Genomic DNA, 14,793 nt, shown 5'->3' with positions numbered 1-14,793 from the left:
TCAATGGCGCCCGACCACCCTGCAGTAGATCCACGCCATGCGTGGATGCAGCGGCGCCGACCAGGGTCGGCATCTACAGAACAAGCCCGATCAGCGCGGCACGCTGTCTTCGCTCACCAGCGCATGATGCATGCCGATACCCGCGCGCACTCCTTCGGCGGTGGCCAGGGTGATGTTGCCGACCGTGGTCGCATCGCCTGCGGCATACACGTTCGGCACCGAGGTCTGCTTCATCGCATCGACCTCGATCAAAACGCCCAGCGGGCTCTCGGCCAACGTGCAGCCCAGCCGCTGCACCAGCGGCGTGGCCATCGCCTGGGTGGCCGGAACGAACAGTGCCCGCTGCGCGACGCGACGGCCATCGGCCAGTTCCACTTCCAGCCAGCTCGGCTGGTCGCCCTGCACGCCCAGTACCGGCGAGGTCTCGATCTGCACGCCACGCTGCTGCATGGCGGCGCGTTCGTCATCGGTGATCGGCAGGCCCTGGCTGAAGAAGGTGACATTGCCCCAGTCGGCGAACAGCGGCGCCTTGGCGGCCGACATCGGGTGGCCGCCGAGCAGGCCGATCGCACCGCCACCGACTTCATAACCATGGCAGTAGGGGCAGTGCAGCACGGTGCTGCCCCAGCGTTCGGCCAGGCCCGGCAGCTCCGGCAGCTGGTCGGCGATGCCGCTGGCCAGCAGCAGCTTGCGCGCGGCCAGCACCTGGCCGTCGGCGGTCTCCACTTCAACCCCATCGTTGGTGCTGCGGGCATGCACCGCATCGGCATGCACCCAGCGCACGCTGGGATAGTCCAGCAGCTGCTGGCGGGCGGTCTTGAGCAGCTCGGCGCCGCTGACGCCATCCAGCCCCAGCACGCCGTGCGAATGGCTGGCGAAGCGGTTGCGCGGCGAACCGGCGTCGATGACGGTGACCGGGCGACGGGCGCGGGCCAGGATCAGGCCGGCGGCGATGCCGGCATAGCTGCCGCCGACGATGAGCACATCAGGATTCATGGTGACCTTCCAGGGAGCGGTGATGGGCGAGATGGCGGGCGAACTCGGCGCCGAGCTGGTCCAGCGTGGCTGCCTGCAGGCGCTGTTCGAGCAGGCGCTGCGCCTCGCGTGCGCCCTCCAGCAGGGCACTGTTGACCAGATGCTGGATAGGGCAGCCACGCCCTGAATCGCGGGCACCCACCTGTACCAGCGGCGGCGCGCCCACGGCCAGATAGATGTCGTGCAGGGTGATGGTGGCGGCGTCGCGGGCCAGCTGGCTGCCGCCGCCATGGCCGCGTGCGCTGCGCACCAGGCCGGCCTTGTGCAGCTGCGCCAGCAGGCGCCGGATCACCACCGGATGGGTCGGCAGGCACGACGCCAGCTGTTCGGAGGTGCGCGGTGCGGCCTGGCCGACCAGGTGCGCCATCACGTGCAGGGCGTCGGAAAGCGGGTTCGCGGATTTCATGTAACAACAATAGTTACATTTAAATCCCCTGTCCAGAGTCTGCTTTCGTTCCATATGGACACATTTGTCCTATGAAACGTTTCCTTCACTTCGCTAAACGAAACGCTAATGTGATGAACGTCGCACTTCAGAGGTGCTCGAAACCGGTCGATACCGCATCGCCCCTTCCCGAGAGCCCCTTCCGATGAATGCGTCTGTCCGTGCACCCCGCCTGCAGTCCAAGCTGCTCGGCGCGGTTTCCGTTGGCCTGGCCGTAGTCCTGTTGTGCGCCTTGGCAGGTCTTGCTTCCGCCTGGTTGAAGCTGTCCACCGATGTCCCGCCCGAAGTCGCGCACAGTCGCGATGCCGAACGCCTGCAGCGCGAGTTCCGCGGCCAGGTGCAGGAATGGAAGAACGTGCTGCTGCGCGGGCACGACGATGCCTTGCGTCAGCGTCACCTGGAGGCCTTCGACAGCGAAGGCCGTCTGGTCGAACAACTGGCCAAGGGCCTCGCCAGCAGCCCGGATGCGCGCACGCGCGAGCAGGCGCAGGCCTTCATCGGACTGCATGCGCAGCTGCAGAAGGACTATCACGCCGCGCTGCAGGCCTTCGCCGCCGCCGGCTACGATCCCGCCGCTGGCGACACCCTGGTGCGTGGCAAGGATCGTCCGGTGGCCACCGCACTGGATGCGCTGAGCACGCAGGCCACGCAGGTGGCCGAAGCGGCACTGGCGGCGCGTTCGCAGCAGGCGCGGCAGACCCTGCTGCTGTGCGCGGCACTGACCGTGCTGGCCGCGGTGCTGCTGCTGATGGGCCTGGCCTGGTGGTTGCGGCGTGCGGTGGTGCAGCCGGTGCTGGCGGTGGAAGCTGCCGCACGCGCGGTCGCCGCCGGCGACCTGCAGCACGTGGTGCGGGTGAGCAGCCGCGATGAGATCGGCCGCCTCGCGCAGGCGATGCAGGCGGTGCAATCCACGCTGCGCGGCGTACTGGACGCACAGGGCGCGATGGCACAGGCGCACGAGGCCGGCACCATCAGCCATCGCATGGATGCCAGCGCCTTTCCCGGCGCGTTCGGCGAGATGGTGGCCGACAGCAACGCGCTGGTGGACGCGCACATCCAGGTGAAGATGCGCGCGATCGCGATCATGGGCCGCTATGCCATCGGCGACCTCAGCCAGGACATGGAACGCCTGCCCGGCGAGAAGGCGGTGATCACCGAAGCGCTGGATACCGCCAAGGCCAATCTGGGCACCATCAATGGCGAGATCCGCCGCCTGGCCGAAGCCGCCGCCGCCGGCGACTTCAGCCAGCGCGGCGACAGCGCGCGCTTCGAACATGATTTCCGCGCGATGGTCGACGGCCTGAATCGCCTGATGCAGGCCACTGAGCTGAACCTGGGTGAGGTCTCCGGCATGCTGCGCGCGATTGCCGATGGCCGCCTCGGCGCACGCATGCACGGTGACTTCCAGGGCGTGTTCGCCCGCATCGCCGGCGACGCCAACACCACCGCCGCCCAGCTGGCGACGATCGTCACCGACATCAAGCACGCCTCCGGCAACATCCACACGGCTGCGGCGGAGATTGCCGCCGGCAACAACGATCTGTCGCGTCGCACCGAGCAGCAGGCTGCCAACCTGGAAGAGACCGCCGCGTCGATGGAGGAACTGACCTCCACCGTGCGGCAGAATGCCGAGCACGCACGCCAGGCCAACCAGCTGGCGATCGGCGCCCACAGCGTCGCCTCGCAGGGCGGCAGCGTGGTCGGCCAGGTGGTGGCGACGATGGGCGCGATCGAGACCTCGTCGCGGCAGATCGCCGAGATCATCAGCGTGATCGATGGCATCGCGTTCCAGACCAACATCCTGGCGTTGAACGCTGCGGTGGAAGCCGCGCGTGCCGGCGAACAGGGCCGCGGCTTCGCGGTGGTCGCCAGCGAGGTGCGCACGCTGGCACAGCGTTCGGCCGCTGCGGCGAAGGAGATCAAGGCGCTGATCGAGGCCTCGGTGGAACAGGTCGGGCACGGCGCGCAGCGCGTGCGTGAGGCCGGCGACACCATGGCCGAGATCGTGGCCTCGGTGCAGCGGGTGACCGACATCATGGCCGAGATCTCCGCCGCGTCGCAGGAACAGAGCGCTGGCATCGAGCAGGTCAGCCAGACCGTGATCCAGATGGATGGCACCACCCAGCAGAACGCTGCGCTGGTGGAAGAGGCCAGCGCCGCTGCACGCAGCCTGGAGCAACAGGCGAACCGCCTGATCGACGCCGTGGATGTATTTGACCTGTCGACCACGGCAGCGGCGAAGGATGCGCTGCAACGTGCAGCCTGATTGATCCGGTTGCCGGCCAGCGGCCGGCACTACCGTGGAACGCGGACATGGGTAGTGCCGGCCGCTGGCCGGCAGTGCCCAACGCCACATGGGTAGTGCCCGACCGTGGGTCGGGCGACGGCAGGATCGGTGCGGACCAACGGTCCGCATCCACCGGAGCCTGCGGTAGTGGCGGCCGCTGCCGGCAACCCGGCGGCAACGCTTATCGCAGGTAATCGCTCTGCGCCATCGCCGCGGCCAGATAATCCAGGAACGAGCTGATCCGCGCCGACACCGCCGTGTTGCGGTAGTACACCGCATGGATCGGCTGGTACACCTCCAGCGTCTGCGCGGCCAGCACCGGCACCAGCGTGCCGGCGGCGCGGTCGCGATCGGTGACGAAGTCGGACAGGCAGGTGATGCCCACCCCTTCCACCGCCAGCCGGCGCAGCGTCTCGCCACTGGACACCGCCATGTCCGGGCGCACCAGCAGCAATCCCTCCGACTCCCCGGGCAGCGGCCAGCGGTTCAGCGATTCCGGCTCGTTGAAACCGAGCAGGGTGTGCTGGCCGAGCGCGGCGACCGTGCTCGGCTCGCCCGACCTGTCCAGATAGGCCGGGCTGGCCACCAGCCGCAGCCTGCAGCGGCCCAGCGGCCGTGCATGCAGGGTGGAGTCGGCCAGCGGCCCGATCCGGATCGCCAGGTCGGTGCGTCTCTCCAGCAGGTCGATGTAGCGGTCGGAACTGTTCAACTCCAGCTGCACGTCCGGGTAGCGCTCTCGATAACCGGCCACCAGTGGCGCGATCACGTGCAGCACGAACGGCATCGCCGCGTCCACGCGCAGGCGCCCGGCCGGGCGCTCGCGGCGTGCCGCCATCTGTTCCTCCGCCGACTCCACCGCATCGATGATCGCGCGCGCATGGCGCCGGTACGCCTCGCCCTCGGCGGTCAGGTGCAGGCGGCGGGTGGTGCGGGTCAGCAGGGTGGTGCCCAGCTTGTCCTCCAGCCGCCCCAGCGCGCGGCTCACGCCCGACGGCGTCTGCCCCAGCTGCTCGGCGGCGGCGCTGATCGAACCGCTGTCGATCACTGCCAGGAAGGCCTGCATTTCATCAAGCGTCGTCTTCATGCCGCCATTATTGACTGCACGGCAAGAGTGATTGGCGTGAAGACCGGTTTTTCAGCCAAAGACGGCGGCGCAGACTGCGCAGCCTCTTCCCCTGCTGGACCCTGTCATGATCCGTGGCATTCCCCTCGCCCTGCTGGCGTTGACCCTCGGCGCGTTCGCCATCGGCACCACCGAATTCGTCATCGTCGGCCTGATCCCGACCATCGCCGCCGACCTGCAGGTCAGCCTGCCCTCGGCCGGCCTGCTGGTCTCGCTGTATGCACTGGGCGTGGCCATCGGTGCGCCGGTGCTGACCGCGCTGACCGGCCGCGTGCCGCGCAAGACCCTGCTGGTGGCGCTGATGGTGCTGTTCACCCTCGGCAACGTCATCGCCTTCATGGCGCCGGGCTACACCTCGCTGATCGCCGCGCGCATCCTCACCGGCCTGGCGCACGGTGTGTTCTTCTCGATCGGCGCGATCATCGCCACTGCCGTGGTGCCGAAGGAGAAGGCCGCCAGCGCAATCGCGATCATGTTCACCGGCCTGACCGTGGCGCTGGTGACCGGTGTGCCGCTGGGCACCTTCATCGGCCAGCACCTGGGCTGGCGCGCCACCTTCCTGGCCGTGGCCGGCCTCGGCGTGATCGCCCTGCTGGGCGCGCTGCTGTTCGTTCCGCGCAACCTGCCGCAGAGCGCACCGGCCAGCTTCCGCCAGCAGCTGGCGGTGCTGGGCCAGCCGCGCCTGTTGCTGGTCTACGCAATGACCGCACTGGGTTACGGCGGCACCTTCCTGGCCTTCACCTATCTGGCGCCGATCCTGCAGGACGTCACCGGCTTCTCGGCCAATGCGGTCAGCCTGGTGCTGCTGGTCTACGGCGTGTCGGTGGCGATCGGCAACCTGTGGGGCGGTCGACTCGCCGACCGCCTGGGCCCGGTGCCGGCGTTGAAGCACATCTTCGCGCTGCTGGCCATCGTGCTGTTCGTGCTCACCTTCACCGCCTCCAACAGCGTGCTGATGCTGCTGACGGTGCTGGCGCTGGGGGCCGTGGCCTTCGGCAACGTGCCGGGCCTGCAGGTCTACGTGGTCAAGCAGGCGCAGCGCTATGCGCCGCAGGCCACCGATGTGGCCTCGGGCCTGAACATCGCCGCATTCAACATCGGCATCGCCCTGGGCGCCTCGCTGGGTGGGCTGGTGGTGGAGCACATCGGCCTGATGCATACGCCGTGGCTGGGCGCGCTGGTGGTGGTTGGCGCCTACGCGCTGACCGCGCTCAGTGGTCGCCTCGACCGTCGCGATGGTATCGACCCGCGCGCCGACGGCATTGCCGCCACCGCGCATTGATTCATGCAATGCACCGTTGCCGGCATGCATACGGTGCCTGCCCTACCCTCTTCTCCTGCTACTCCCTTCCCCCCGTTGGAGCTTCCCATGACTGTCCCCGCCTTTGGTCTCGGCACCTTCCGCCTGAAGGACCAGACCGTGATCGACTCGGTGCGCAAAGCGCTGGAGGTCGGCTACCGCGCCGTTGATACCGCGCAGATCTACGGCAATGAAGCCGAAGTCGGCCAGGCCATCGCCGAATCCGGTGTGCCGCGCGACGATCTGTACCTGACCACCAAGGTGTGGATCACCGAGTTCAAGCACGATGCGTTGCTGGCCAGCCTGCGCACCAGCCTGGAAAAACTGCGCACCGACCGCGTCGACCTGGCGCTGATCCACTGGCCGTCGCCGAACGACAAGGTCGACGTGCCGATGGAGGAATACCTGCCGGCACTGGCCGAAGCCAAGGCGCAGGGACTGGCCCGGGAGATCGGCATCTCCAACTTCACCATCGCGCAGACCCGCAAGGCGATCGAGATCCTCGGTGCCGACGCGATCGCCACCAACCAGGTCGAGATCCATCCGTACCTGCAGAACCGCCTGCTGGTGAAGTTCCTGCAGGACAACGGCATCCACATCACCGCCTACATGAGCCTGGCCTATGGCGAAGTGCTGAAGGACCCGGTGATCCAGGCCATCGCCGGCCGCCACCAGGCCACCCCGGCACAGGTAGCGCTGGCCTGGGCGCTGCAGCAGGGCTTCTCGGTCATTCCGTCGTCGACCAAGCGCGACAACCTCGCCGCCAACCTCGACGCGGCGGCCGTGCGCCTGACCGACGAAGACATGGCGCAGATCGCCAAGCTCGACCGCGGCCATCGCCTGGCCAACCCGGAAGGCATCGCCCCGGCCTGGGATTGATCCCGACCGTGTTTGCGGCACCGAATCGGTGGGTGCCGACCTTGGTCGGCACTGACCTGTGATCGATCGCTGAAACAACGTGCCGACCAAGGTCGGCACCTACCGAAGGCGGGGTTATCCCTCCTCCTGCAGCAACCAGCCACGCATGGCGGCACTCACTTCTTCCGGCTTCTCCATCGGCGCCAGGTGCCCGCAATCGGGCACCACCACCAGCTGCGAATGCGGCACCAGCGCGTGCATTTCCTCGCTCACTGCCAGCGGCGTGATGCGGTCGTTGGCACCGCACACGATCAGCAGCGGGTCACGGTAACCCGCCAGCACGTCATGCCCATCGCGGCGCTCCAGCGCGCTCTGGCGCAGGAACACTTCGGCGCCCAGCCGCGCGGTCATGTCGCGCACGCGCTGAACCAGCACGTAGTCGTCCAGCCGCGAGGCATCGATGTAGCTGCGCATCAGTGCATCACCGAAGCCATGGAATTTCCCCGGCAGGCGCACGCTGGCACGTTGGCTGCGACGCTGCTCTGCGCGCTCGGGCGAGTCGGCATGGATCGAGGTGTCGATCAATGCCAGCTGCACTACCCGCTCCGGAGCGATACGCAGGATCTGCTGGGCGACGAAGCCACCGAGTGAGAAGCCGGCCAGCGCAAACCGCTCCGGTGCCTGCGCCAGCACGTCTTCGGCCACCGCCTGCAGGGTTTCGCCCCGGGTCTGGTCGCCCACCGTGCAGTCGGCGATATCGGCCAGGTTGGCCAGCTGGGCGCGCCACAGCTCGGCATCGTTGAGCAGGCCGGGGAGCAGCAGCAGGGGAATACGGTCGGTCATGGCGGTATTGTCGCGCCAGTACAGTGACAGAGCCATGCCGCATCGGGCCGTTGGGTTGTAGAGTCGAGCTTGCGAGACGGCTCCACAGCCAGTCGAGCATGGCTCGACTCTACAGAAGGCAACGACACGGACGCGACCATGGCAGACCCCTACAACAGCGGCATCCCCTCCCCTCCGGCGCTGCGCTTCGACGATTCGCTGGTCACCACCGCCTTCGAGCTGCCCGGCTACCGTGTGGCGCGCAACCTGGGCGTGGTGCGTGGCATCACCGTGCGCTCGCGCTCGATCGTCGGCAATTTCCTCGGCGGCATCCAGACCCTGTTCGGCGGCAACATCACCATCTACACCGAACTGTGCGAACAGGCCCGCGAGGAAACCTACCGCGACATGGTCAAGCACGCGCGGCAACTGGGCGCCAACGCGATCATCGGCATGCGCTACGACGCCACCGATGTGATGACCGGGCTGACCGAGGTGCTGTGCTATGGCACGGCGGTGGTGGTGGAACCCCTGCGCTGAGGCCGGTGTGCCGCCGGGCGTGATTCACTCCACCGGGGGCACCTCAGGCACCTCGACCTGCTGCACCGGCAGGGTCACCATCATCACCGTCGGGTCGTCCGGGTCCAGCTTGGTCTTGAAGCCCAGGCTCTGGCACATCGCCAGCATGGTGCTGTTCTCGCGCAGGACCTGGCCCTCGACCACGTCCAGGCCCAGCCACTTGGCGTACTCGATCATGATCGCCATCAGCCGCCAGCCGATACCGTGGCCCTTCAGGTCCGAGCGGATCAGGATGCCGTACTCGCCGCGGTGGTAATCGGCGTCAGCGTGCAGGCGCACCGCGCCGAGCATCTCGCCGCTGCGCGGTTCAATCGCCACCAGTGCGATCGAGCGCGCGTAGTCCAGCTGGGTCAGGCGCGCGATGAATTCGTGGCTGAAGTGCTTCACCGACTGGAAGAAGCGCAGGCGCAGGTCCTCGTCGCTGACACGGGCGAAGAACGCGCGGAACAGCGCGTCGTCTTCCGGCCGCACCGGCCGTACGAAGGCGCGGCCGCCGTCGGACAGTTCGATGGTGCGCTCCCACTCCTTGGGGTACGGGAACACCGAGAAACGGGGGTGGCCGCGGCCCTTGTGCAGGATGCGCGAGGGCGCAATGGCGATGCGTGCGTCGAGGGCGAGGATGCCCTTGCCATCGACCAGCAGCGGATTGATGTCCAGCGTGCGTACTTCGGGAATATCGGCGGCCAGCTGGGCCAGCTTCACCAATGCCAGCGCCAGTGCACGCTCGTCGGCCGCTGGCACGTCACCGTAGGCCTTGAGGATGCGCGAGGCACGGGTCTGGCCGATCAGTTCGTGGGCCAGGCGCAGGTCCAGCGGCGGCAGTGCCAGCGCCTTGTCGTTGATCACTTCGACCGCAGTGCCGCCACGGCCGACCACGATCACCGGGCCGAACGTGGCGTCGTCGGCGATGCCGACGATCAGCTCGCGCGCCTTCGGCCGGACGATGGTCGGCTGCACCAGCAGGCCATCGATGCGTGCATCGGGCCGCAGCTGGCGGGCACGCGACAGGATTGCATTGGCCGCGCTCTGCACCGCGGGCAGCGTGCCCAGGTTGAGGCGCACGCCATCCACTTCCGACTTGTGCGGAATGTCCGGCGACAGGATCTTCAACGCCACGCTGGCGCCGCGCTCCAGCAGCGGTTGCGCCAGGTCCATCGCCTCGTGCGCATCGCGCGCGTGCATCACCGGCGCGGACGGAATGCCATAGGCCTTCAGCAGCTCATGGGTGGCCAGCGGGTCCAGCCACTGCTGGCCATTGGCCAGCGCGGCATCGACCAGCGCGCGCGCAGCCGCCGCATCGACATTGAAATCCTGTGGCAGGCTGGGCGGCGTTTCCATCAGCGCGTTCTGCGCTTCGCGGTAGCGCACCAGATGCTGGAAGCCACGCACGGCTTCGGCCTCGGTCGGATAGGTCGGCACCCGCGCCGCGTTGAGCGTGGCGGTGGCCTGGTCGTCGTTGCCCAGCCACACCGCGAACACCGGCTTGTCGCGGTGGTGGCGCGGGCGCAGGCCGAGCGTGCGGGTCAGCGCCTGCGCTGCATCGGCGGACGAGGTGAACGCGGTCGGCACGTTGACCACCATCACCGCGTCGTTTTCGTTGTCGGCCAGCAGCGCTTCGATGGCCGAGGCGTAGCGGTCACCGTCGGCATCGACCACGATGTCGACCGGATTGCTGCGCGACCAGCCCTGCGGCAGCACCGCGTCGAGCTTTTCGATGGTGCTCTCGGACAGGTTGGCCAGCGTGCCCCGCAATGCGATCAGCTGGTCCACCGCGAGGCGGCCGACACCGCCGCCGTTGCTGAGGATGGCCAGGCGGCGGCCGGGGAAGGTGCCCAGCCGCCCCAGCGACTCGGCGGCAGTGAACAGTTCGTCCAGCGCGCCGACGCGCAGCAGGCCGGCGCGGTTGAACGCCGCGCCGTAGACATCGTCGGCGCGGGCGAGCGCCTGCACGTGGGTATCGCGGCTGCCCGGCTGCACGCGTTCGGCGCGGCCCGACTTCACCACCACCACCGGCTTGGCACGGGCGGCCGCACGCGCGGCCGACATGAACTTGCGCGCGTCCTTGATCTGCTCGACGTAGAGCAGGATGGCGCGGGTGCGGTAGTCGGTGGCGAAGTAATCGAGCAGATCGCCGAAGTCGACATCCATCGTGTCGCCCAGCGAGACCACGGCAGAGAATCCGACCGAGCGCGCCACGCCCCATTCCACCAGTGCGGCGGCGATGGCCGAGGATTCGGAGATCAGCGCGAGGTCGCCGGCCTGCGGGAAATGCGCGGCAATGCTGGCGTTGAGCCGCGCATGCGGCGCGATCACGCCCAGGCAGTGCGGGCCAAGGATGCGCAGGCCATGCGTGCGCGCCACCGCCTCCACCTGCGCCGACAGCGAGCCGGGGCCTTCGCCCAGGTGCGCGGTGAGGATGATCGCCGCCTGCACGCCGCGCTCGGCGGCGGTGCGCACCACCTGAGGCACGATCGCCGCCGGCGCGGTGATGACCACCAGGTCCGGCACCCAGTCCAGGTCCTTCAGCCGTTTGACCGTGCGGATGCCATCGATCTCGGCATGTCGCGGGTTGATCCAGGCCACCTTGCCGGGAAAGCCGGTGCCACGCAGGTTGCGCATCACCGCCCGGCCGGCCGAACGCTCACGCGGGCTGCCACCGATCACCGCGACCGACTGCGGGCGGAACACGGACTGCAGATGGTAGGTACTCATGCGCCTACGGTACCCAAAAAGGGGACGGAGGGGATTAAGTCGTTTGTGGCACAAACGACTTAATCCCCTCCGTCCCCTTTTTGTTCTGCGTGCCGACCAAGGTCGGCACCTACCAAAGGCGGGGTTCCGGCTTACAGCAGCGTGCCGTGCAGGATCATCGCGGCGATGCTGAAATAGATCACCAGGCCGGTCACGTCCACCAGGGTGGCGACGAACGGGGCCGAGGCGCTGGCAGGGTCGAAGCCGAGGCGCTTCAGGATGAACGGCAGCATCGAGCCGGACAGCGAGCCGAAGGTGACGATGCCGACCAGCGCCGCACCGATGGTGATCGCCAGCAGGATCCAGTGCTCGCCGTAGTCGTGCAGGCCGCCCAGCTGCCAGATCACGATGCGCACGATGGCCAGGCAGCCGAGGATGGCGCCGAGCACCATACCGGTCGGGATCTCGCGCAGGGCCACCTTCCACCAGTCGCGCAGGCGCAGTTCGCGCAGCGCCAGGCTGCGGATCAGCAGCGAGGTGGCCTGCGAGCCGGAGTTGCCACCCGAACTCATGATCAATGGAATGAACAGGGTCAGCACCACCGCGCGTGCCAGCTCGTCCTCGTAATGCTGCATGGCGCTTGCGGTGAGCATCTCGCCCAGGAACAGCACGCTCAGCCAGCCAGCACGCTTGCGCAGCATCTCAAGGAAGCCGATCTGCATGTACGGCTTGTCCAGCGCTTCCATGCCGCCGAACTTGTGCGCATCCTCGGTGGATTCCTCGATCAGCGCATCCAGCACGTCATCGACGGTGACGATGCCGAGCATCTGCTGTTGCGCGTCGACCACCGGGATCGCCAGCAGGTCGTGGCGGCGGATCAGCCGTGCCACTTCTTCCTGGTCCATCAGCGCGTCAACGGTCACCGGCGGGTTGACCTGGGCTACGTCCAGGATCGATTCCTCCGGCAATCCGGTGATCAGCCGGCGCATGGTCACCACCTGCTGGAGGTGCTGGCTGGCCGGGTCCAGAACGTAGATCGCGTACACCGTTTCGCGGGTGCGCTCGACCTGGCGGATGTGCTGCAGGGTCTGCGCCACGGTCCAGCTGGCGGGCACCGCCACGTACTCGGTGGTCATCAGCGCGCCAGCGGTGTTGGGCGGGTAGCTCAGCAGCTTCTGGATGGCCTGGCGCGCATCGGTGCCCAGCAGTGGGATCAACCGCGCGCGCTCGTCCTCGTCCAGCTCGTGCACGATGTCGGTGGCACGGTCGTCGGCCATCAGCCCGAGCAGGGCGGCGGCACGGGCCGGCGGCAACGCGGCCACCAGCTCGCCACTGCGGTGCAGTTCCGGCGCTTCGAGCATCTTCACCGCACGAGGCAACGGCAGCGCCGCCAGCGTGTCCGCGGCGCGCGTCAGCTCCAGCGTATTGAGGAACTCCACCGCGTCGGCGGTGTTGTAGTTCGCCAGGGGTGCGGCCAGGGCAGCAGCATCGGCCCCTGCGCGCAGCAATTGCTTCTGGTTCATCGGTTCTGCCTTGTGGGGGTGCGACCTCGCGCAACGCCAACGCAGGCAAACCGTCCCGATGTCAGGCGGTGGCCATCGCTGGCGTCGAACGAGGTCGACTTCTACTGTCGCTGGACATGGGTTGGGGACTCCGGGATGCGTGTGCCGGCGGACGCGCCGCCAGCGGCGGGGAGTCTGGACCTGCCGGGCATGCAGGTCAACCCAGGGCCAGCCGACAGCGTTGCCCGCACGCGTGTCCTCGTGCGTACACGCACCGGCGCGCATAATGTCGCGGTGGCGTTCGCCATGTCTTTCCTCCTCCGAACGGACGCGCGGCCGGTTTCCCCGATGACCAGGTATTCCCATGCATAGCGGCGGTCTGGAACTGGCGCTGGTACTGCTGCTGGCGGCGGTCATCGCCGTGCCGGTGTTCAAGAAGTTCGGCTTCGGCGCGGTGCTGGGCTACCTGGCGGCCGGCGTGGTGCTGGGCCCGGACGGGCTGGGCTTCGTGCAGGACGCCGACCGCATCCTCGGCGCCGCCGAGATCGGTGTGGTGATGCTGCTGTTCGTGATCGGCCTGGAACTGTCGCCGGCACGCCTGAAGGTGATGCGGCGCTCGGTGTTCGGTGCCGGTGCGGCGCAGGTGGCGCTGTCCGGGCTGGTGCTGGGCGGCCTGCTGCTGCTCGACCATTTCCAGTGGAAAAGCGCGCTGGTGGTGGGTGTAGCGCTGGCGCTGTCGTCCACCGCGGTGGGCCTGCAGCTGCTGTCCGAGCACAAGGCGATCAACAGCGACCATGGCCGGCTGGGCTTTGCCATCCTGCTGTTCCAGGATCTGATCGCGATCCCGCTGCTGGCGGCCATCCCGCTGCTGGGCGGGGTCAAGAACGAGACGCTGCGCTGGGAGGATGCCGCCGTGGCGCTGGGTGCGCTGGCGGTGGTGATCCTGTGCGGGCGACCGGTGCTGCGCAAGGTGTTCAGCATCATCGCGCGCACCCGCAGTCCGGAAGTGTTCACCGCCACCGCCCTGCTGGTGGTGCTGGGCACCGCCTGGTTCATGCAGGAAGCCGGCCTCAGCCCCAGCCTGGGTGCATTCCTGGCCGGCGTGCTGTTGTCCGACTCGGAATTCCGGCACGAACTGGAAGCACAGATCGAGCCGTTCAAGGGGCTGCTGCTGGGCCTGTTCTTCATTGCGGTGGGCATGGGCATCGACCTCGACCGCATCGCGTCCGAGCCGTGGCTGATCGCCGCCGGCGTCGGCATCCTGCTGGTGGTCAAGTTCGGCCTGCTGTACGTGATCGGGCGTATTGCAAGGCTCAGTTCGCGACAGTCGCTGCTGCTGGGCAGCGTGCTGTGGCTGGGCGGTGAATTCGCCTTCGTGGTGTTCAACGAAGCGCAGCGCGCGCACCTGCTGGGCAACGCCAACCATGACCGGCTGGTGGCCATCGTCGGCCTGTCGATGGCGATCACGCCGCTGCTGATGATCGCGCTGCTCAGGCTGCTCGGCCAGGAAAAGGCCGCACCGCGCCAGGCCGCCGAGGCTGACAAGGTGGCACCGGACAACCGGCCGAAGGTGCTGATCGCCGGCATGGGCCGCTTCGGCCAGGTGATCGCGCGTCTGCTGACCGCGCAGAAGGTGCCGTTCGTGGCGCTGGAGGCGAACCCGGACACCGTGGCCGACCTGCGCCGCTTCGGCAACCAGCTGTACTACGGCGACCCGACCCGGCCCGAAATGCTGCGCGCGGCCGGTGGCGAGCACATCGATGTGTTCGTGATCACCGTGGATGACCCGGAGACCAACCTGCGCGCGGTGCGCATGGTGCGCCGGCTGTATCCGGATGCAACGGTGCTGGCCCGCGCGCGCAACCGCCAGCATGCGTGGCGGCTGATGGACATGTCGGCCGAGCCGTTCCGCGAAGTGTTCGGCACCAGCCTGGAAATGAGCGGGCGCGTGCTGACCGCGCTGGGCGTGGCCCCGAACGTGGCCGAACGCCATGTGCAGCGCTTCCGCGAACACGACGAGCAGTTGCTGCGCGACCAGTACCTGGTCTACGACGACGAGGCCGCGGTGATCCAGACCTCGCGCGATGCGCGCAACGACCTGATGCACCTGTTCGAGGCCGACGCGGAAAGCGACGACACGTAGGCGTGCCG

At 68.1% G+C, this 14,793-nt stretch carries 11 protein-coding genes; 5 read left to right on the top strand and 6 right to left on the bottom strand.

The features are described 5' to 3' along the window. Positions 1-90: 90 nt before the first annotated feature. Together AC5P7U_RS18005 and AC5P7U_RS18000 are read right to left on the bottom strand one after the other, a co-directional pair. A complete protein-coding gene (locus tag AC5P7U_RS18005) occupies positions 91-996 on the bottom strand; it encodes an NAD(P)/FAD-dependent oxidoreductase (RefSeq protein ID WP_308309596.1) in 906 nt (301 codons plus the stop codon). Next, complete coding sequence (locus tag AC5P7U_RS18000; RefSeq protein ID WP_197564816.1) at positions 986-1,441, bottom strand: Rrf2 family transcriptional regulator; 456 nt, start codon at positions 1,439-1,441, stop codon at positions 986-988. Before AC5P7U_RS18000 ends, AC5P7U_RS18005 begins: the two co-directional genes overlap by 11 nt. Positions 1,442-1,625: 184 nt before the next feature. Between AC5P7U_RS18000 and AC5P7U_RS17995 the strand changes: the two genes are divergently transcribed. After that, the gene (locus tag AC5P7U_RS17995; protein WP_495221308.1) at positions 1,626-3,746 is read left to right on the top strand and encodes a methyl-accepting chemotaxis protein; all 2,121 of its coding nucleotides are present in this window, start codon (positions 1,626-1,628) and stop codon (positions 3,744-3,746) included. A gap of 202 nt (positions 3,747-3,948) precedes the next feature. Here the strand turns inward: AC5P7U_RS17995 and AC5P7U_RS17990 are convergent, their stop codons facing one another. Further along, positions 3,949-4,851 carry a LysR family transcriptional regulator gene (locus AC5P7U_RS17990; protein WP_006475879.1) on the bottom strand — a complete coding sequence of 301 codons (903 nt, stop codon included), beginning with the start codon at positions 4,849-4,851 and terminating at the stop codon, positions 3,949-3,951. 106 nt (positions 4,852-4,957) lie between these two features. On the opposite strand from AC5P7U_RS17990, the gene AC5P7U_RS17985 reads away from it, so the two are divergent. Continuing rightward, the gene (locus AC5P7U_RS17985; RefSeq protein WP_006475880.1) at positions 4,958-6,172 is read left to right on the top strand and encodes an MFS transporter; all 1,215 of its coding nucleotides are present in this window, start codon (positions 4,958-4,960) and stop codon (positions 6,170-6,172) included. Positions 6,173-6,259: 87 nt separating this feature from the next. Further along, positions 6,260-7,069, top strand: coding sequence for a 2,5-didehydrogluconate reductase DkgB (dkgB, locus tag AC5P7U_RS17980; protein ID WP_006475881.1), 810 nt, complete (start codon positions 6,260-6,262; stop codon positions 7,067-7,069). Between the two features lie 114 nt (positions 7,070-7,183). Here the strand turns inward: dkgB and AC5P7U_RS17975 are convergent, their stop codons facing one another. Continuing rightward, positions 7,184-7,891: an alpha/beta fold hydrolase gene (locus tag AC5P7U_RS17975; RefSeq protein WP_197563370.1), complete on the bottom strand. Its 708-nt coding sequence runs from the start codon at positions 7,889-7,891 to the stop codon at positions 7,184-7,186. A gap of 138 nt (positions 7,892-8,029) precedes the next feature. Here AC5P7U_RS17975 and AC5P7U_RS17970 point away from each other — a divergent pair, with 138 nt between their 5' ends. Then, positions 8,030-8,410, top strand: a complete 381-nt coding sequence (locus AC5P7U_RS17970; protein WP_006475882.1) for a YbjQ family protein — start codon at positions 8,030-8,032, stop codon at positions 8,408-8,410. A 24-nt stretch (positions 8,411-8,434) separates the two neighbouring features. Here the strand turns inward: AC5P7U_RS17970 and AC5P7U_RS17965 are convergent, their stop codons facing one another. Together AC5P7U_RS17965 and mgtE are read right to left on the bottom strand one after the other, a co-directional pair. Continuing rightward, positions 8,435-11,161 carry a bifunctional acetate--CoA ligase family protein/GNAT family N-acetyltransferase gene (locus tag AC5P7U_RS17965; RefSeq protein ID WP_197563364.1) on the bottom strand — a complete coding sequence of 909 codons (2,727 nt, stop codon included), beginning with the start codon at positions 11,159-11,161 and terminating at the stop codon, positions 8,435-8,437. 131 nt (positions 11,162-11,292) lie between these two features. Next, positions 11,293-12,663, bottom strand: coding sequence for a magnesium transporter (gene mgtE, locus AC5P7U_RS17960; RefSeq protein ID WP_053451136.1), 1,371 nt, complete (start codon positions 12,661-12,663; stop codon positions 11,293-11,295). A gap of 343 nt (positions 12,664-13,006) precedes the next feature. Here mgtE and AC5P7U_RS17955 point away from each other — a divergent pair, with 343 nt between their 5' ends. Then, entirely contained in the window at positions 13,007-14,785 is a 1,779-nt protein-coding gene (locus tag AC5P7U_RS17955; protein WP_006475963.1) for a monovalent cation:proton antiporter-2 (CPA2) family protein, read from the top strand. Positions 14,786-14,793 lie beyond the last annotated feature (8 nt).

The sequence above is a fragment of the Stenotrophomonas sp. YJH_SMC_57 genome, from assembly GCF_059369755.1.
Note: the sequence above shows the minus strand (reverse complement) of the source record. Positions and strands in the feature narration are given on the sequence as shown.